Annotated in this window: 13 protein-coding genes and 2 tRNA genes; 4 read left to right on the top strand and 11 right to left on the bottom strand. The window is 56.0% G+C overall.

Annotated elements, in window-relative coordinates:
- Positions 1–121 precede the first annotated feature (121 nt).
- Complete coding sequence (locus D2E25_RS08135; protein WP_420897340.1) at positions 122–745, bottom strand: M48 family metallopeptidase; 624 nt, start codon at positions 743–745, stop codon at positions 122–124.
- Positions 746–864: 119 nt separating this feature from the next.
- Here D2E25_RS08135 and D2E25_RS08130 point away from each other — a divergent pair.
- Together D2E25_RS08130 and D2E25_RS08125 are read left to right on the top strand one after the other, a co-directional pair.
- Positions 865–938: transfer RNA gene (locus D2E25_RS08130), tRNA-Ile, on the top strand.
- 48 nt (positions 939–986) lie between these two features.
- Positions 987–1,059: transfer RNA gene (locus D2E25_RS08125), tRNA-Ala, on the top strand.
- 185 nt (positions 1,060–1,244) lie between these two features.
- Here the strand turns inward: D2E25_RS08125 and D2E25_RS08120 are convergent.
- Positions 1,245–2,603: an MDR family MFS transporter gene (locus tag D2E25_RS08120; protein WP_241217104.1), complete on the bottom strand. Its 1,359-nt coding sequence runs from the start codon at positions 2,601–2,603 to the stop codon at positions 1,245–1,247.
- 105 nt (positions 2,604–2,708) lie between these two features.
- On the opposite strand from D2E25_RS08120, the gene rlmB reads away from it, so the two are divergent.
- Positions 2,709–3,710 carry a 23S rRNA (guanosine(2251)-2'-O)-methyltransferase RlmB gene (gene rlmB / locus D2E25_RS08115; RefSeq protein WP_125981663.1) on the top strand — a complete coding sequence of 334 codons (1,002 nt, stop codon included), beginning with the start codon at positions 2,709–2,711 and terminating at the stop codon, positions 3,708–3,710.
- A gap of 127 nt (positions 3,711–3,837) precedes the next feature.
- Complete coding sequence (locus D2E25_RS10495; protein WP_164514773.1) at positions 3,838–4,002, top strand: hypothetical protein; 165 nt, start codon at positions 3,838–3,840, stop codon at positions 4,000–4,002.
- Between the two features lie 64 nt (positions 4,003–4,066).
- Here D2E25_RS10495 and D2E25_RS08110 read toward each other — a convergent pair whose 3' ends face one another.
- The 9 genes from D2E25_RS08110 to D2E25_RS08065 all read right to left on the bottom strand — a co-directional run bounded on the left by D2E25_RS08110 (position 4,067) and on the right by D2E25_RS08065 (position 17,282).
- Positions 4,067–8,365, bottom strand: coding sequence for a SpaA isopeptide-forming pilin-related protein (locus D2E25_RS08110; RefSeq protein WP_125981661.1), 4,299 nt, complete (start codon positions 8,363–8,365; stop codon positions 4,067–4,069).
- A gap of 476 nt (positions 8,366–8,841) precedes the next feature.
- Positions 8,842–10,266 carry a DUF4032 domain-containing protein gene (locus tag D2E25_RS08105; RefSeq protein WP_125981658.1) on the bottom strand — a complete coding sequence of 475 codons (1,425 nt, stop codon included), beginning with the start codon at positions 10,264–10,266 and terminating at the stop codon, positions 8,842–8,844.
- A 226-nt stretch (positions 10,267–10,492) separates the two neighbouring features.
- A complete protein-coding gene (locus D2E25_RS08100) occupies positions 10,493–11,620 on the bottom strand; it encodes an ABC transporter ATP-binding protein (RefSeq protein WP_125981656.1) in 1,128 nt (375 codons plus the stop codon).
- A gap of 357 nt (positions 11,621–11,977) precedes the next feature.
- Entirely contained in the window at positions 11,978–12,718 is a 741-nt protein-coding gene (locus D2E25_RS08090; RefSeq protein ID WP_125981652.1) for a GntR family transcriptional regulator, read from the bottom strand.
- Positions 12,719–12,943: 225 nt separating this feature from the next.
- The gene (locus tag D2E25_RS08085; RefSeq protein ID WP_125981650.1) at positions 12,944–14,323 is read right to left on the bottom strand and encodes a PTS ascorbate transporter subunit IIC; all 1,380 of its coding nucleotides are present in this window, start codon (positions 14,321–14,323) and stop codon (positions 12,944–12,946) included.
- A 64-nt stretch (positions 14,324–14,387) separates the two neighbouring features.
- On the bottom strand, positions 14,388–14,684 hold the full coding sequence (locus tag D2E25_RS08080; RefSeq protein WP_125981648.1) for a PTS sugar transporter subunit IIB: 297 nt from the start codon (positions 14,682–14,684) through the stop codon (positions 14,388–14,390).
- A gap of 73 nt (positions 14,685–14,757) precedes the next feature.
- Positions 14,758–15,198, bottom strand: a complete 441-nt coding sequence (locus tag D2E25_RS08075) for a PTS sugar transporter subunit IIA (protein ID WP_241217103.1) — start codon at positions 15,196–15,198, stop codon at positions 14,758–14,760.
- Between the two features lie 260 nt (positions 15,199–15,458).
- Positions 15,459–16,493: an asparaginase gene (locus D2E25_RS08070; protein ID WP_125981646.1), complete on the bottom strand. Its 1,035-nt coding sequence runs from the start codon at positions 16,491–16,493 to the stop codon at positions 15,459–15,461.
- Between the two features lie 72 nt (positions 16,494–16,565).
- Entirely contained in the window at positions 16,566–17,282 is a 717-nt protein-coding gene (locus tag D2E25_RS08065) for a type 1 glutamine amidotransferase (RefSeq protein ID WP_125981644.1), read from the bottom strand.
- Positions 17,283–17,385: the final 103 nt, after the last annotated feature.

Raw genomic sequence — 17,385 nt, 5'->3', positions numbered from 1 at the left:
CATATCCGGACCATCTACTCACAGTGTGTGCATATCCGGACCATCTGGATACCCCCTTAGCGGTGTACGTAGGCCGGATATGCACACTATCGAATAGAACCGCCGCCAGGCAGTCGATCGGCTACCAAACCACACAGGCGTTGAGTTCGCGTCGAAGCTGACGCCAATTGGGCAAATAGATACTCATGCGCCGTTGGAATTCCGTTCCGTGGCCGCTAGCCCACAGATGAGTCATTTCATGAACGAGCACGTATTCCAAAAACCGCGGATCCATCAGCCCTAGTTGCAGATTCAATCGAATTCGGCCGGTTTTCGGCGTGCAGGAACCCCATCGTGACGTCATAATGCGCAGAGTGATATGCGCCGGCTGACGGCCGATAATCGGCCCCCAGTGAGCCAACAAAGTCGGCAGTGCAGCATTGATATTGGCAGCAGCCTGATGTTTGCGTTCATCAGTCCAAGAGAAAGTGACGGAAGCAGCACTATCCACTGCGCCTGCCTGTCCCCTATCGCCAGCATCGCCGGCATTCAAACCGGATCGTTGCCGCGCCCGCGCCATGTCACGAATATGATCATCAATCCACCGGCGACGCCCGCGTACAAAGTCAACAATCGTTCGCTCACTCATCCTGCGCGGCGCGGAGATTACCACGTCACCATTCGGCGGTTTGATACGCAAATACATGTTTTTGATGGGCTTACGCACCACCTGCACCTCAAGACCGTCGATATTCATGCGGGCCATTGTCTAGCTCAAGCAAGACAGCCAATCCAATCCGCGACACGCCGATACGGCGCTCTAATTGACACCACGAACATCAGTGGTATTGTAATCACTTGTGCGCTTTTGAAAGCGTATGGATCGGGCCCGTAGCTCAGGTGGTTAGAGCGCATCCCTGATAAGGATGAGGTCGGAGGTTCAAGTCCTCCCGGGCCCACAGGAAAAGTGAAGCGGCCAACGTGCCGCTCTTTTTTTCCAAGCCAATGGGGCATTGGCGCAGCTGGTAGCGCATCTGCTTTGCAAGCAGAGGGTCGCCGGTTCGAACCCGGCATGCTCCACAGATAAAACCCTTGAAATCAAGCCGATTTCAAGGGTTTTTGCATATCTGCTACGAGGCAGTTCTAGGCCCAAAACAGGGGTTAAGCAGCAGTTTTCGACTGAGCTAGTGCACGCGAGGGGCACGGAAGGGCTCTTTGAAGCAAACCATGTGGCGCATATGTGGCGCGGGATCGTTGCCCCAGTCTCAGGCCGCATGCCGCAGGTTACGCGCAATGGCGTGCTCGCGCGCTCCCTTAGTCAAGTACAACCCGATAGCCACGAGCACGAACATCACCGTGCACGAAATCCACAACGTATGGCTACCGAAACTGCTGATCACCCAGCCGCCCACGAGCGGCGCAGCCCCGTTCGACAGCGACCATCCAAGGTTGTACAAGCCCTGATACGTGCCACGTGCTTCCGCCGGCGCAAGATTTGCCACCGTGGTGGCGGCGATCGGGAATGTGCCCAACTCGCCAAGCGACCATAATACTGCCGCAATCGCGAAGCTCAGCCACGTAGAAGCCCCGATTTGGAACGCATAGCCAACTGCGGTAACCATCATGCCGAGCACCAGCACGCGCGTGTTACTCATGCGATCAAACACAGCGAGCGCAGGGATTTGCAGCAGGCACAGCACACCACCATTGATCGTGAGCAGCACAGAATATTCATCCGTGCCCATGCCTAATTGTGTAAGCGCGATCGGCAGGCCGCTGGTGAGCTGGAAATAGGCGATGGTGTAGCAAAACATGAGCACAACCAGCGAGATAAACGGCCCATCGGTGAGCGCGCGACGATAATTACCCAATACAGAGACGTTGGAAGCGGAATCAGCTTGCGTGGCAGCAGGCTTGTGATCGGCAGGCTTGTGCTCGCTCGCAGCGCGCTCCCCCTGCACGGTACCAGCAGCCTGCACAGTCCCAGCCGCGATCCCCGCTTCTCGCTCAACTTTGCGCACTTCATGGAAGAACACGATCAGCATCACTGTAACCAGCGCGAGAATAATCGCCTCCGCGTAAAACATCAGCGTGTAGGAGATTTTCACGAGCTGATTGGCGATAATCGGCCCGGTAGCGAAACCGAAGTTAATTGCCCACGTTTGCAGCGTGTACGCGCGTTTTTGATCGCGCAGCGGCACAACGTCGGCAATATACGCGGCGATGGCCGGCGTCGGAATCGACGATATCGCGCCGTAAACGAGCAGCATTGCCCCCATAACAAACGGATTGTCGATAAATGAGAGCGCGACGAGCATGAGTGCCGCGCCGATTTCGCCGCCGATAATCATCGACTGGCGGCCGAATCGATCGGACAGCGCACCGCCGAAAAGACAGCCGAAAACGCCGCCGAAACCGTACATGGAGACGATCGTGCCGGCAATACCAGCGTCAACGTGCAGGTCTTTGACCAAGTACATTGACATGAACGAGATGACGAAGCGTCCCATCCACAGAAACAGTATCGCTAGCCACAATCCCCAAAACAGCATTGGCAGCCCAAAAATGGTCTTGTGAACCTTGCTGCCGCGCATGTTGTTCTTCCCGCTCATCTTGTCACCCATGAGTGCCACCTTACACCGCGATCATATGCGCGAGGGGACGCAACGAGACGCGAGGAGGCGCGCAATCTCGCGCGTTTGGGTTGGGGGCCTGCGACAATGGCGGGTATGGCTATTAAGAAAGGACCGACCAAGGGGTCGGGTGGAAAGCATCGCAATAAGCTCAAGGGATACGGCCCTACTCCGAAGGCCGAGGATCGCGTGTACCACAAGGCGTACAAGGCGAAGAAGGTAGCTGAGCGCCGTCAAATGGCTGATCCGCGACTGGCTGCACGCCGTCGCGCAGCAAAGTTCGCGTCGGATTCTGACGATCTGGTTATCGGCCGTAACGCGGTGCTGGAGGCGCTGCGCGTGGGCGTGCCGAGCTCGCAGCTGTATATTGCTACGCGCATTGAGCATGATGATCGTACGCGCGATATTGTGCGTCTCGCGGGCATTCAGGGCTTGCATCTGCTGGAAGCGGACCGTTTGGAGATGGATCGTATTGCTCGCTCCAGCAACCACCAGGGTGTGATTTTGAAGGTGCAGCCGTACCAGTATTCGTCGCTGCATGAGCTGGTGGAGCGCGCGGAGAAGAAGGCGCGCGCGATGGAGGGCGTGAACGGCCCGGCGCGCATTATGGCTCGCCCGCTGTTTATTGCGCTTGATGGTGTGACTGACCCGCAGAATCTTGGCGCTGTGATTCGTTCTGCGGCTGCGTTCGGCGCGAATGGTGTGATTTTGCCGGAGCGTCGTTCTGCTTCGGTGACAGCGGCGGCATGGAAGGTGTCGGCTGGTGCTGCTGCGCACATGCCGGTGGCGCGCGTAGTGAACCTGACGAAGGCGATTGAGAGCCTGCGTGAGCGCGGTTATTACACGGTTGGTCTTGATGGCGGCGGCGATAAGCTCGTTGGCGAGACTGGCTTTGAGACTGATCCGCTAGTGGTGGTGCTCGGCTCTGAAGGCAAGGGTTTGAGCCGACTGGTGCGTGAAGCTTGCGATTCGATCGCTGGTATTCCGATCAGCTCGATGGTTGAATCGCTGAACGCTTCGGTGGCGGCGGGTATTAGCTTGTACGCCGTGGCGCGCGCTCGTCGCGAAGCTGGCGAAGCGGCAGCGGCTGCGAAGTAAGCGCAAAAGAAGCGAAACGCCCAAACTACGTGATGGCTCCTCTTAATGCATTAAAGAGGAGCCATCACTGTATTACTGTGTTCGTAAGCAAGTTGTGTATGCGCAACTTGCTTACGAACACAGTAATATGCTCAAACAGCTCAAGGCACGCTCACCGCTCATTCGAGAAAACGGAGAGCGCCTTTACTACCTGTTCACCAAGCGACCCGTCAGCGCGGCAACGGCCGCAAAAAGCGCGACAGATCCTTCACTGACCATCATCGACGCTGAAACAATGATGACCAACAACTAACTGCCGCACAATCTTCTTGGCTCTTTGCTGCAATGTCACCAGCCGATCTGCACATATCTTCCGACTAACGACCGGAAGGCACAGCGCTGGTGCCGCTGCGATGGCGGGCGCGACGGCGAATTTTGGCGTGCTCGATGGCGAGGCAGCCGCCACCGACGAAGGCGGTGATACCGCCGGCGATCATCAGCGCGGTACTGCCGATACTGCCTGTATCAGGCAGGCGAGCACCGGGATAGTTGGCGAGTTGGAAGCCTCCATCGCTGCCCTTAGTGAAGCCAGGGGCATCTGACGGTGACGATACACCACTGCTCGCGGTAACAACGGTTGGCGTGTGGATCACGATAGGCTGAAGCATGCCCCCGTCATATTCTTGCGTTGCTTTGATGGCCCATTGGCAATTCAGCTTATTAAAGCCATTTGGCGTTTTGGTTTCCACCAGTCGGTAAGTGCCGACCATCAGGCCGCCGAGCGACACCTTGCCATCTTCCCCGCTGGTCTGCTCAGTACCCACCTGCTCCCAATCGGGACCAAGCGCACTCGTATCGATCAGCCCACTCGTCGGCGCATCACTGGAACCGACCCAGCGATAAATCGCAAACGTGGCACCGGCAAGCGGCTTGACGGTGCTACCATCTCCAGAATCGACCGTCGAGCCATCCACCTTAGTGAACGTGAACGTCGTCGTGTCGGCGATCAGTCCAACGCGCGTATAGCCGAAGTCGATGTCGTTCGTGGATTCAACCGTCGCACCATTACCAGAACCTATCGTGGTGGTCTTCAAATGCACACCATTGTAAGCGTGTGCATCAGCACGCATGTAATCAACTACCGCAAACGGATCTGTCGGCGCGTTCATTACAAGCGTCACCTGCACAGAGGAGCCTCCCCCAAGCTTCGCATCACTACCATCAGCAGCCTTGCTCAGATCGATTGCCACCGCCTTGACTTTGGAATAGTCATAGTTACCTTGAGCGGACGGTGTGCAGTTCTCCCAGATTGCCGTATTCGTCAAATCACGATTGCTCTCGTTTGCCGAACCTGTTTTTCCAAATAATGTCAAGCCGGAAATCGTGGAGCAATATACTTTCGGCTCAATACCGAGCAGCATCGGTTCTTGCACGTCTACGCTGCTCAGTGTGCCTTGCCACCGCGGTGTGCTAGTCGTTACGGCCTGGTTTGACGTAGAAGTATCAGAACTCAAATAGTTCTCTAGCGAATCATATAACACCACACCACTGGCAGAAGTGCTGTTATCCGGCGTATATCGCAAGCGATATGTGTACTCTCCGCCAGCACGCACCGTCACAGTATTCTGTCCATTCACCCAATCAGGCTGGTTTCCTCCGCGCACGTGCTTTGTCAAACCGGACGCCGATATCGTGCCGAAAACGATGTTGTTGAGAGCATCCGCATACAAGTACAAATCACCTGTTCTAGAGCTGTCTAATCCCGCCATAGTCGTTTTTTCACTGTCGTTCCAACTCTCATTATCGAGAACATCGGGACCCAGATTATGAAGATTGTCATTATCGTCACCGGATGAAATTTCCTCATTGCCTGTTTGATATGCAACTACATTATGCAGCTTCTTAGCACCGGTATTGTATCCAAGATCGACCGCGTCCTCATAGCTGATATACGAGTCAAAAGCCAAGGTCATTGTGGAGATGGACTCACTCAATGTATTGGTGTAATTCTCCGGCGCTTTAGCTTTTACTACTAATAGCGTGCGTCCTGAATTCTTATAATTTGCATACGTTTGCACGCTAGTAACAATCATCTCCGCACGGTCATCGGCACCAAGCACTTTGACACTGTTGATGTCAGGCACTACGCCTTGAGGCAGCAAGTCATAGAACATACCGCTTTGTTGCGGTTTGACAGTACCTTTCTTCACAAGGTCGGACGAGAAATCTCCACTCTCCCCCATCTGCGCCTTGTAAGTCAGTTTGACACGATTGTTAACCTTATCGTAGAACGTCGCAGTTAACTTCTTCTTTCGAACCGGCGTTAGACTTACCGGCGTCAACTTCTGCTTGGCCGTAGCATGGCAAAGAGGTGCCGTCGTGGTCGAATTACTCCATGGCGGGGTGTGTGCTTGTCTGCTGCCTGAAGGGTATTCGTAGTATTGCTCATCATTGCTGAAGGGAAGTACGTTGAAGTAACCGTGCCAGCCTTGATACGTACCAACATCGGTTATGCAAGAAGAGTCCTGCAGATCGCTTCGCGAATCAAAACCTGCAACAGCTTTTGTTCCTTTTTCGATTTGCGATTGGGTACGAATAATCATCGTGTTGAAATCAGTGAGCGTCACATAATCAGTACGCAACTGATCGGTTACTTCAGTCTTAGTGTCATTTAACTGTTTCAACAGGGTCTTGACATGATCGGTCGGGTTTAACACGATTGTCACGCCAATATTGAGCTCTACCGCAGCGGCACTGGCAGACTGGTATACGGCTTTGATACCGACGATTCGTCCTCCGTCCCAGCGTTGCGTGGCGTCGATGGTGTAATCTTTCGCAGCAGACGCCAGCTCATCCAATCCTCCGTTGGCATATGTAGATCCGAGCATTGGCTGCCAAGCCGTATTGTACTGACCAGTGACAGAGTTGTATGTCGCAACTAGTCCGTATATCTGAAGTTTATCCGATGTAGCGGGGCTCTGAGCATCAACCGAAGGATCGCGAGGAACGAGTCCCCATGAGCCAGAATCGTTGATTTTCCAGTCATATACAGTCCATCCGCGGGAACTCTTCCCAAACTCGGTGTTTGCTACATCACATGAGGAATTCCCCTGCGCGGAGCAACTATGCATAATAGTGAAGCTTTTGATATAGAAATCGTCAGGCTGCAGCTTTGCATAACCTTGAACTGGAATACTGGGATCGTTTTCAGCATCAGGACGCGTGCCTCCCTGCTCCATTTGTCCTGGCGTTTCTTCGCCAAGCGCAAAGGAGTCGTCAATAAACTCGTGCCGCACGTATTTTTGGCCGTAATCCTCTTGACGGCTGGAATTCACCGCGCCGCTGCTATTTGCGTTGTCGCTGCCTTTCTGCGTGGTCAAGCCGTAAGTTTTAGCTGCATAATGGTTGACGAACATGGCGCTTGTCGCATCAAGATCGTTTTCTAGTCTCGTCAGGCCACCGTTTGCATCACAGACAGTATCTAATCCGCTTTCACCTTGGCAGTATTTGTCCAAGCTATACTGGTCTTTGTCGTAGGAGAAGCTCTCATTCTTCACTGTCTGATCAGCAGTCGTGCTCTTCTCGGTGGTGACACCGTCATCATTGCCTGTGAGACTGCCAGTCACCTTGTTCTCAAACGTGTAACTACTTCCAGCAAGGGAATCGTAGTAGTAGTACGTGAGGATATATCGAACCTGCGGGGAGGAATCGTCAATATCGATCGTATAAGGCTCTTTTCCCCAAAATTCCTCGCTCCATGCGACACCAACCGGATTTTTGGACGCATCCAGCATACCAATCACTTCGCCGCCAAGCTGATCAGTGATCTCATCCGCGATCGTCACCTTTCCTTGCTGCGCACCATCAGCAGAAACTGTCACTTTCCACAGCACATAGCACAAACCATCAAAGTAGACGCTATCACGCCACTCCTCAGGAATAAGACTGTCGTCAGTCGCACTGCCGACATACTCTTTGCTGATATCAGAGATGACAATGCCAGTATCCGTAACTTCAGTGAGCGGCGGGGTTGTTTTGATTTCGTCACTACCTTTGATAGTGGCACTAGATGTGATGGATCCAATAACGCTGCCAGCGTAGGGTTTATCTGACTTAGTGTCCTTATCAGGCACGTCTCGAGCACGCGCATTGTACGTGATCTGGACACTGAAGGTATTGGCAGCAGGAATGTCGGTGGCATTGGTGATGACATACTCGTCTGTGTCTTCGTCATAGGTGTACTGCAACGAAGTGTCCACATTGTAGCTCGGAGCTTCCGGGACGGGAATCTGAGTAGTACCAGTAGGTTTTCCGTCACGCCCGATGAACAAATGAGCAGGGATACGCCATTCAAGAGACTTCGCCGAAATAGTTTCACCACCACTCGAGCTGGATTGGCCAGAGGAGGTCAGATCAAACTGAGCTGTGGCGGAAAGTGTAGAGATACCACGCTTGGGCGTAAAAGTGATACGCCCAGTATCTGCATCGATGGTGCAGTAATCTGAACATCTGTTCCATTGCGCGTTCACACTAGTGACGGTAGAGGTGGCGCCGGCGGCCAGCGCTATACTGCCTCCGGCGTAGCAGCCGGTGATGAGGACTGCGAGTGCGATTAGCAGCGATGCGAACGTTTGCACTACTGTGCGCGTAGTGCTTTTAGCCCCTCTAACTCTCATGATTCCTCCCGCTGCGGCTTGTTCTTCTTTGACCGGCGCAGTTCCCCTTACCTACCGCGAATTGTAATCGTGAAACAAAGTGATTGCAAACGATGTCATTTTTTCAGGGTGAGGATAGGTTGAGGGTGTGGAGATGTTGGGAGTGTTAGGGAATTAGGGTTGGAAAACGTATTCAATCTGCGGGCGCGGGGGCCTCTGATGTAGGGGGTACTGTTTCACCATGCGGACGCATGTTTGGTTTTTGTGGTGTGGGATATGGCGTTCTTCTTGGGCTGTATGCGCTAATACGAGGGCGTTATTATGCAGAAGCCGGCGTTTTCTTTCGAAAACGCCGGCTGTAGCGTGCATTGTGGCGACGCTCCCCCAGTCAGCTTCGCTGACAGCCCCCTCAGCCGAGGGGGCCAAGGCTAACCGCACCCATCACTGGCGTGCATCTACGCATGACTCGGCTCCTTCGACTAAGGGATCATCACCACTCAGTGACTCCAGACTGCTGCGTCGGGGTCGTCGTCGGGGTTGTAGCCGTCATCGTCGTGGTGAGCGTTGTTCTCGTTGTAGGTGTATTCGTCATCAACAACGCCCGAATCAGCGTCGGCGTTAATCGCAGCAACTGTCTTCGAATCCATCTTGTACTGCGGCAGCACCTTCTCGATGTAGCTGGACACCGCCTCAGCCATCGGCACATCATGGCCGGCTGCCTCCGCAAGGAACCAGCGATGGTCAAGCACCTCATGGAAGAACTGCGCAGGCTCGATCTGCGAACGGTACTCCGGCGGAATCATACGCACCGTCGGCTCGAACACTTCGCGCATCCAGTCGGTGGCCACAATCTCCAGATCCTCGCCCTCACGCCACGTGGAGGCACGGTACGCATCCAAATCGTTGAGCAGACGGCGAGCCTGATTCTCCTGCACATCCAAGCCAGTCAAGCGCAGCAGCTTGCGTGACGCATAGCCAGCATCCACCACGCGCGGACGCACCAGCACACGCTTGCCATCCTCCGCGGTCTTCATCTCCAGCTCGTCCACGTCGAAGCCCAACTCGTTGAGCTTGTTGACGCGCTTCTCAATCTTCCACATCTCGTCCGGGTTGAACTTGTCAGTATCCGTCAGCGCGCTCCACAGCGAGTGGTAACGCTCAACCAGACGGTTGCCGACCTCCACCTCGTCAACGCTGCTCGGCAGCATACGGCCGGACGAGAGATCCATCAGTTCGCCGATGATATTCGTGCGCGCCAAATCAAGATCATATTCGCGCTGACCCTCGGTAAGCGTGACGTGCAGATCACCAGTCTCAGCGTCCACCAAGCAGGCAGAGAACGCGTCCGCATCGCGCAGGAACAGTACGTTCGACAGCGACACATCACCCCAGTAGAAGCCTGCCAGGTGCAAACGCACCATCAGCACCGCCAGCGCGTCGATCAAGCGCTCCGCAGTATCCGGGCGCAGGTTACGCGCGAACAGCGCGCGGTACGGCAGCGAGAACTTCAGATGGCGGGTAACCAGAATCGCCTCCAGCGGGTCCCCTTCGGGAGTATGGCGACCGGTGACCACGGCGATCGGCTTCACTGTCGGCAGTTCGAGCTTCTGCAGGCGGCGCAGCAGCTCATATTCTCGCTCAGCTACTTGGCGAGTGATTTCCTTCATCGCGTACACGTCGTCGCCAACGTGCACGAAGCGCACCACGTGGCGAGAGATGCCTCGCGGCAGATTGGCGAGTAGCTCTTCAGGCCACGTCGCCAGCGGCTTGTGCCACGGAAGCGTGAACATCTTCGGATTAGAACTTGCGGCGGTGATCTTCAACGCCTGCGGCTCTGCGGACGTTGCGGACGTATCATCAGCGTTAACCGACGTCGCTTTCAACGCGCGCGGATCCATCTGAGGCAAATCTTGATTCTCCATGCGTTCAATTCTACGTTGCGTTTGGGATGTGGCGTGCGCGATGGAAAATCAGAACGTATGTCCATCGTGCGCCGAGCCCAAACAGCACCCAAGAAAAAGAAAAGCCTCGCAGCAATGCGAGGCTTTTCCAACGAGGCCATAGAGAGGAAGAGAAAGACCCCGTTTAATGGTTGACATGGTTTTCTCTCCATGCCAAGTATCTATCAGGCCAAGATTGGCCGATCGACTAGTTCAGACGCAGCTCGGTCGACGGAGCGAACAGGTGCATCTTGGACGGATCGATCTTGATCTTGACGGTGTCGCCGACCTTCGGAAGCGCACGCGGGTTCACGCGAATCGTGGTGAGCTTGTTCTGGTCGGACATGACCTGGGAGGCCTCGGCGGCGGAGCCATCGGTGATGATGTTGCCGTAGATGTAGCCATCGGAGCCCAGATCCTCGACGTTCACAACCTTCAGGGAGAAGGCGTTCGGATCATCCGGGGTAGCCAAGCCGGCGTCCTCCGGACGGAAGCCAACGACGATCTGGCCGTTGTCCTCAGCGGTCAGCTTGTCGACTGCTTCCTTCGGCAGGTCCACGGTGTCCTCACCGATCTTTGCCTTGCCGTTGACCACCGGGTGGGTGTTGATGTTCATCGACGGGGAGCCGATGAAGCCAGCGACGAAGACGTTAGCCGGGCGATCGTACAGCTCGGTCGGAGCGCCGACCTGCTGCAGAATACCGAGCTTGATGACGGCGATACGATCACCCATCGTCAGAGCCTCGGTCTGATCGTGGGTCACGTACAGGGTGGTGACACCCAGCTGACGCTGCAGAGCAGCGATCTGGGTACGAGTCTGAACACGCAGCTTGGCGTCGAGGTTGGACAGCGGCTCATCCATGAGGAAGACCTTCGGCTCACGGACGATTGCACGGCCCATAGCCACACGCTGACGCTGACCACCAGACAGAGCCTTCGGCTTACGATCGAGGTACTCGGTCAGGTCGAGGATCTCAGCAGCCTTCTCAACGCGCTTGCGGATCTCTTCCTTCGGGGTGCCGGCGATCTTCAGAGCGAAGCCCATGTTGTCCGCAACGGTCATGTGCGGGTACAGAGCGTAGTTCTGGAACACCATTGCGATATCGCGGTCCTTCGGCTGCATCGTGGTGACGTCCTTGCCACCAATGAGGATGCGGCCCTTGTTGACCTCTTCCAGACCAGCCAGCATGCGCAGGGTGGTGGACTTACCGCAGCCAGACGGGCCAACGAGCACAAGGAACTCGCCGTCCTTGATATCAAGATTCAGATCATCCACAGAGGGCTTATCGTTGCCCGGGTAGATACGAGTGACGTGGTCGAATACGACTTCTGCCATAATAGTTCATCCTTTCAGAGGCAGGTACGTGCCTCACGATCCGTGGTAAAGGGATTTTCCTTGCTTCGACTTAGGTGCACTCGCAACAACAGCATTAACGAAAACAACAAGCCTCGGCGTTTATTTATCTTCGGTTCATTGAAGATCTCTTCTTTGAGCCAAGCTCTACTATACACGCCGTAGTCACTTCGTCAACGGCGTGTTTGCGCTATTTTGTTCATTTCATCGATGAGATCGTGAGAAAGTGTTCACGATCACATTGCTCAATCGCTAAGAAGGTATCAGCGCCACTCGTCGCTGCGCTCAGACCATCGACCATCGCTCAGACCATCGCCTAACTGCCATTCAGGCCGTCATCTAGACCGTCATTGAATCCTTCTGAGCACGCACAATAAACGTAATTTCACTGCTGTCTGGAGAATGCAGCGTCGTACCAAACGCAATAGTTGCGCCAAACTCGTCGTACACCGTCGAATCCATCTCCAGCACCGGCGTACCGTCTTGCACGCCGAAATACCACGCCATCCGCGTATCCAACGCACGCACACGCACTGCAGCGTCGTTCTCTATCAAACGCACCGCATATTCGCGCTCTAACAGCTCATAGAGCGACTGATGGCTAAAATCCTGCTCCAACACCTTCGGGAAGCGAGAGGCCGGCAGAAACGTCACTACGTGCTGTTTGAGCGCATTATCCACGTAGCGCAGTCGTTCTAAACGAATCAAGTCAGTGTCCGCAGGCAAATCCAAATGCTTAGCCGCACGAGCATCACGCACAATCGTGTTGCTCATCACCTTCGTATCAACAATGTTGCCAAGGTCGGCCTGCTGGCGAAAAAAACCGCGAATATGGTCGCTGATCACCTCATGCTCAGACTCGCCATCCACATCGGTGCGGAATGTACCGCGGCCCTGCTCGCGTACTAGCAGACCATCCTGAATAAGATCGTCAACAGCATGGCGCAGCGTGATACGACTCACGCCGTATTGGTCGCACAACTCTGGCTCCGCAGGCAACTGTTCGCCCGTCTGCATCGCCAGTGCGCGCTGACGCAGGTTATCGCGAACCGCAACATACTTCGGCACGCCTTCCGCCATGGTCGATACCCCCTTGAGATTGATCGTTCACGACTTTATCGCACAATGAACGCACACCAGTTACACACTCGCGCACTTCACGCAAACGCCACACTGGCGCTAATAACAAAGTTGCCGGGATTGGCACGAACCATTCCCGGCAACCTGAGAAGAGTCATAGCCAATCTGTGTTTGTTTCACACACTGTTACGTACGATCAACGAGCACTGATTGGTGGACGCTTGGTCACTTCGCTTCGACAGCGGCCTTCTTCTTATCGTGAGCGCTCATCACGAAGGACACGATGTAGAAGACCACGACGGAGGCGATGATGCCAATGATCAGACCAGTCTGACCACCGTTGCCGAACGCGCCGAGCAGGATGCCGGCAACGCCGTAATCAGCGTCAGAGTAGGTAGCGTTCGCCAGGCCAGTGTCGCCGAGGACCGGCAGCAGGAACAGCGGCAGGAAGGTGATTGCCAAGCCGTTGACGAAGGCGCCGATGATTGCGCCGCGCACGCCGCCCTGACCGTTACCGATCACGCCGGTAGCACCACCGGTCATGAAGTGAGCAACGATACCCGGGATGATGATGGTCGTGCCAGCGAGAGCCATGATGCCCATGCCGACGATGCCGCCAACGAAGCTGGAGATGAAGCCGATGAGCACGGCGTTCGGAGCGAAGGTGAAGATCATCGGCACATCGAGGGCCGGCTTGGAGTTCTTCACGAGCTTCTCAGAGATGCCCTTGAATGCAGGCACGATCTCACCGAGGACCACACGCACGCCAGCGAGGATGATGAACACACCAGCGGAGAAGGTGGCAGCCTGCAGCAGGGAGAAGACGATGAAGTTCTGGCCGTCGCTCAGCTTGGACTCGATGTAGGAGCCGCCAGCGAAGAGAGCCACGATCACGTAAATCACAGCCATAGACAGAGCGATGATGACGGTGGTGTCGCGCAGGAAGCCCAGGCCGGAGGGGAACTTGATGTCCTCGGTGGACTTGGACGGGTGCTTCTTGGAGCGGGTCAGGCGAGCGACGAGACCGCCGAGTGCGATGCCGGCGCCACCAGTGTGGCCGAGGGCGACATCATTGGTGCCAGCAGCATCCTTCATGAACGGCTGCACGAGAGCCGGGGACAGGGTGACGATCAGGCCCTGAGCGATGGAACCCCACAGGATCACGCCCCAGGTCGGCATGCCAGCGACCTCGAGGATCACGGCAACCATCGTAGCCATGTAGAACGCCACGTGGCCGGACAGGTAGATGTACTTAAAGCGGGAGGTCATCGACAGCAGGATGTTGACGATCATGCCGAAGAAGAAGATCAGGGCCGCTTCAGAACCGTACTTCACGAGCACGGTACCCACGATGGCCTCGTTGTTCGGCACAACGCCCTGCACGTTGAAGGCGTGCTGGAACATGCTACCGAACGGGTCCAGTGCACCAGACACGACGCTAGCGCCGGCTGCCAGGACCAGGAAGCCCACGAGCGTACGGATGGTGCCCTTCATGATATCGGTGGGCTTCTTACGCTGAACAGCAAGACCGATCAGCGAGATCAGCGCCACGATGATGGACGGCTGACGGAAAATGTCGAGTAGAACCGACAATGCACCGTTCATTACTCTCTCTCCTTGTTTCTATTTCCTGTGATTTCCGTGGTGAGTTTTGTAGTAAGGCGCTTACTTACTTGTTCGGCACCTCAACGCCGTGACGCTCCAGTGCGGCGGCGACTTCCTTGGTGATGTTGTCCATGTCGATGAGGCTGTCGAGCACAACCACGTCAGGCATCAGGCCAGTGGCAGCTTCTGCGATGTCACGGCCGACGAACAGCACGTCAGCGGAAGTAGGGGTAACGGATGCGATATCCATGTGGTCGGTTTCCACGCCGGTCACACCGAGGTTGGACAGCGCCTTCTCGATGTTGAGCTGGGTCATGAAGCTGGAACCAAGGCCAGTGCTGCAAGCGGTGAGAATCTTCATTGGAATACCTTCCTCTGTTGAAATTATTGGGATTTGGTGTGGTTTTAGGGATTGAAGTGCGGGATATGTCAGGTCAGGCGAGCGCTGCAGCCAACTCTTCGACGTTGCTGGCTGCGGTCAGTGCGGCGAGCTTGTCAGAGTCGGTAAGCAGACCAGCGAGTGCCTGCATCAGGTCGATGTGTGCGTTGGAGTCTTTTGCAGCCAAGCAGAACATCGTGGAAATCGGGTGGGCTTCATCATCAGCGAGCAAGAACGGTTCGCCGACGTGCAGAACGGACAGCGACGTCTCGTTTACGCCGGTTTCTGGCCTTGCATGGGCGAGCGCAACACCGCCACCAAGGTCGATGTACGTGCCGCCGGGCGAGCTAATTGACGTTTTGATGGCGTCAACGTACCCCTGCTCGATGGTTCCGGCGTCAAGTAGCGGACGCGTTACCTTATCGACGGCTTCGCGCCATCCCGATACACGGTCGGCGTACATCATGCCATTGGGCTGAAAATACGACGTGAGCACAGTGCCTCCTTGCGGTTCGTTTGTCTCGCTTGCGCGTTCGATTGGACCTCTCGACCTGCGATGGTCGATGAGCGGATCCGGTGCGGCGGACCATCCCGCCTCATCAAATTCGTAATATCATCATATCGTCATAACGTCATATCGTCATATCGGCGTGTCGGAACCGTTACCACACAGGCAGTCAGATCACGTTTTCAGTCACATACCCGGCTGCATACCACGCTGTATGCAGCCGTATTGTCTACTCGCCGGCGCAAAACCTACGCCAAACAACGGCGGCGCAGCTCCGCTGCCAGCGCCTCGCCGCGATAGCCTGCCTGCAACAACACGTGCAGCAGCAGACGAGTCTTCTCTGCCGACAGCAAACCACCCGGCAGCAAACCGCCGGCAATCAAATCAGATTCCGAACCCGGGTACGCGTAGCACGCCGTCGTCGTCGTGCCATGCGAGGGCTTGCGCACAAACACCACTGGCACACCGCGCTGCACCAGTCGCTTCGCCTGCTCGGCCGCGCGAACCGACATGCGGCCGGACCCCACGCCGGCAACTACCACCGCATCGCACGTATCAGCGTTCAGTAGCGACAGCAGCGAACCATCGTCATCCAACGCCGCCGTAATGATCGGAATACGCACAGGAGCGTCCGCGCTCGGCGCTGGCAGCGCATCAAAATGAAATGCGGGGCTCATAACATGCACCACGGATTCAGCGTCAACGCGTGCGACCGGGCCCCAGCCAGGAGACGCGAACGCGCTTACCGCCGTAGAATCAACCTTTTCGCACAGCGTTGCACTGTGCACAAAATCAGCAAAGCACACCAGCACGCCGAGACCGCGCATTGATGGGTCAGCTGCGCAACGCAGCGCGCATGTGAGATTTGCAGGGCCGTCGGCGCCAGGAGCGTCGGACGGTCGCATCGCGCCTGTAAGCACCAGCGGCTCGGGGCGATCCCAAAGCAGACTCAGCACATACGCCGACTCTGCGAGCGTATCGGTCCCATGCGTGAGCACTACGCCCGCAGCGCCGCGATCGACCGCGTCATGTGCATAATCCAACGCTTGCAACAACAGCCGGATAGTCATGGACGGCGAGCCGATCAGACTAATATCGCGCGTTTCCACGGCGATACGGTAACGCCGTGCAAGCGAGCCAACCAGCGAATCCGCGTTCTGCGTGGGCACGGCGCCTTTACCGGAGTCGTCGGTAGTCATCGAAATAGTGCCACCCAACGCGCCCACTGCCACTACTGGTAGCGAACCGTCACTCTTCGCTTGCACCGACTGCGTTGCGCTCATATCGCCTATCCTCTCCTGTATGTCTGCTTCCTGTTGCTTGCTGCTACTTCGATCGCGATCAACGGATCGCGATCAACGCGCTGGAGTTGCTACCAGCCGATCGAGGAAGCCAAACAGCACTTCGTTCATCGGTCGATAGTCGTTTGCGCGCAATTCAGCGGGCGATTGCACAAATGGCAGGTTTGCGTACCGCGTCAGTTCGTCAGTGGACGCGTCAATAAGCGGCTCGATAGTCGTACTCGTGAACTCAAGATGGCACTGGAAACCGTAGACGCGCGGCTGATAGCGCACGATCTGGCGCGGGCACCCCTCGCTCGTAGCCAATACCGCGCAATCGGCAGTCAACCCCGGCATATCGCCATGCCAGTGCCCCACCGGCAAGCCGCGCCCAAAATCTGCAAGTAGCGGGTCGTTTAAGCCCGCTTGCGTCAACATAATCGGGAACAAGCCGATTTCTCGCTGCGGGCTATGTGCGTACGGCGCTCCCAGCGCCTCTCCAATCAGCTGCGAGCCGAGGCAAACGCCAACAACTGCAGCCCCCTGCTGTACGCACTGCGCGATGAGCTGCTTTTCAGCAGCCGCGTTGAAATGCGGGCATTCCTGCACTGTGGTCGCAGGCGATTGTGGACCGCCCATCACCACCAGCAGATCGATACCATCCGCGCTCGAAGACAATGGCTCGTGCTCATACACGCGCGAATACGTAATATCCCAACCTCGCGCGCTCGCCCACTGCTCGTACGCACCGGGCGCTTCAAACGACTCATGGACGACGAAATGCACGCGCATAGCGAATTCCTTTCCCGCTCAATACGACGATGTGGGCCCGCGCTGTGACGCGAACCCACAATCGTCAGCCTATTCATTCACCGCGATGGTGATCACTGAAGAA

The sequence above is a fragment of the Bifidobacterium goeldii genome, assembly GCF_003951095.1.
Classification (GTDB): Bacteria; Actinomycetota; Actinomycetes; order Actinomycetales; family Bifidobacteriaceae; genus Bifidobacterium; species Bifidobacterium goeldii.
Note: the sequence above shows the minus strand (reverse complement) of the source record. Positions and strands in the feature narration are given on the sequence as shown.

Bases quoted from the DNA above. Each gene is read 5' to 3' on its own strand.
- D2E25_RS08135 (WP_420897340.1), bottom strand. From the start codon at position 745: ATGGCCCGCATGAATATCGACGGTCTTGAGGTGCAGGTGGTGCGTAAG.
- D2E25_RS08090 (WP_125981652.1), bottom strand. From the start codon at position 12,718: ATGGCGGAAGGCGTGCCGAAGTATGTTGCGGTTCGCGATAACCTGCGT.
- D2E25_RS08105 (WP_125981658.1), bottom strand. From the start codon at position 10,266: ATGGAGAATCAAGATTTGCCTCAGATGGATCCGCGCGCGTTGAAAGCG.
- rlmB (WP_125981663.1), top strand. From the start codon at position 2,709: ATGGCTATTAAGAAAGGACCGACCAAGGGGTCGGGTGGAAAGCATCGC.
- D2E25_RS08100 (WP_125981656.1), bottom strand. From the start codon at position 11,620: ATGGCAGAAGTCGTATTCGACCACGTCACTCGTATCTACCCGGGCAAC.
- D2E25_RS08110 (WP_125981661.1), bottom strand. From the start codon at position 8,365: ATGAGAGTTAGAGGGGCTAAAAGCACTACGCGCACAGTAGTGCAAACG.
- D2E25_RS08120 (WP_241217104.1), bottom strand. From the start codon at position 2,603: ATGGGTGACAAGATGAGCGGGAAGAACAACATGCGCGGCAGCAAGGTT.
- D2E25_RS10495 (WP_164514773.1), top strand. From the start codon at position 3,838: ATGCTCAAACAGCTCAAGGCACGCTCACCGCTCATTCGAGAAAACGGA.
- D2E25_RS08080 (WP_125981648.1), bottom strand. From the start codon at position 14,684: ATGAAGATTCTCACCGCTTGCAGCACTGGCCTTGGTTCCAGCTTCATG.
- D2E25_RS08085 (WP_125981650.1), bottom strand. From the start codon at position 14,323: ATGAACGGTGCATTGTCGGTTCTACTCGACATTTTCCGTCAGCCGTCC.
- D2E25_RS08070 (WP_125981646.1), bottom strand. From the start codon at position 16,493: ATGAGCGCAACGCAGTCGGTGCAAGCGAAGAGTGACGGTTCGCTACCA.
- D2E25_RS08065 (WP_125981644.1), bottom strand. From the start codon at position 17,282: ATGCGCGTGCATTTCGTCGTCCATGAGTCGTTTGAAGCGCCCGGTGCG.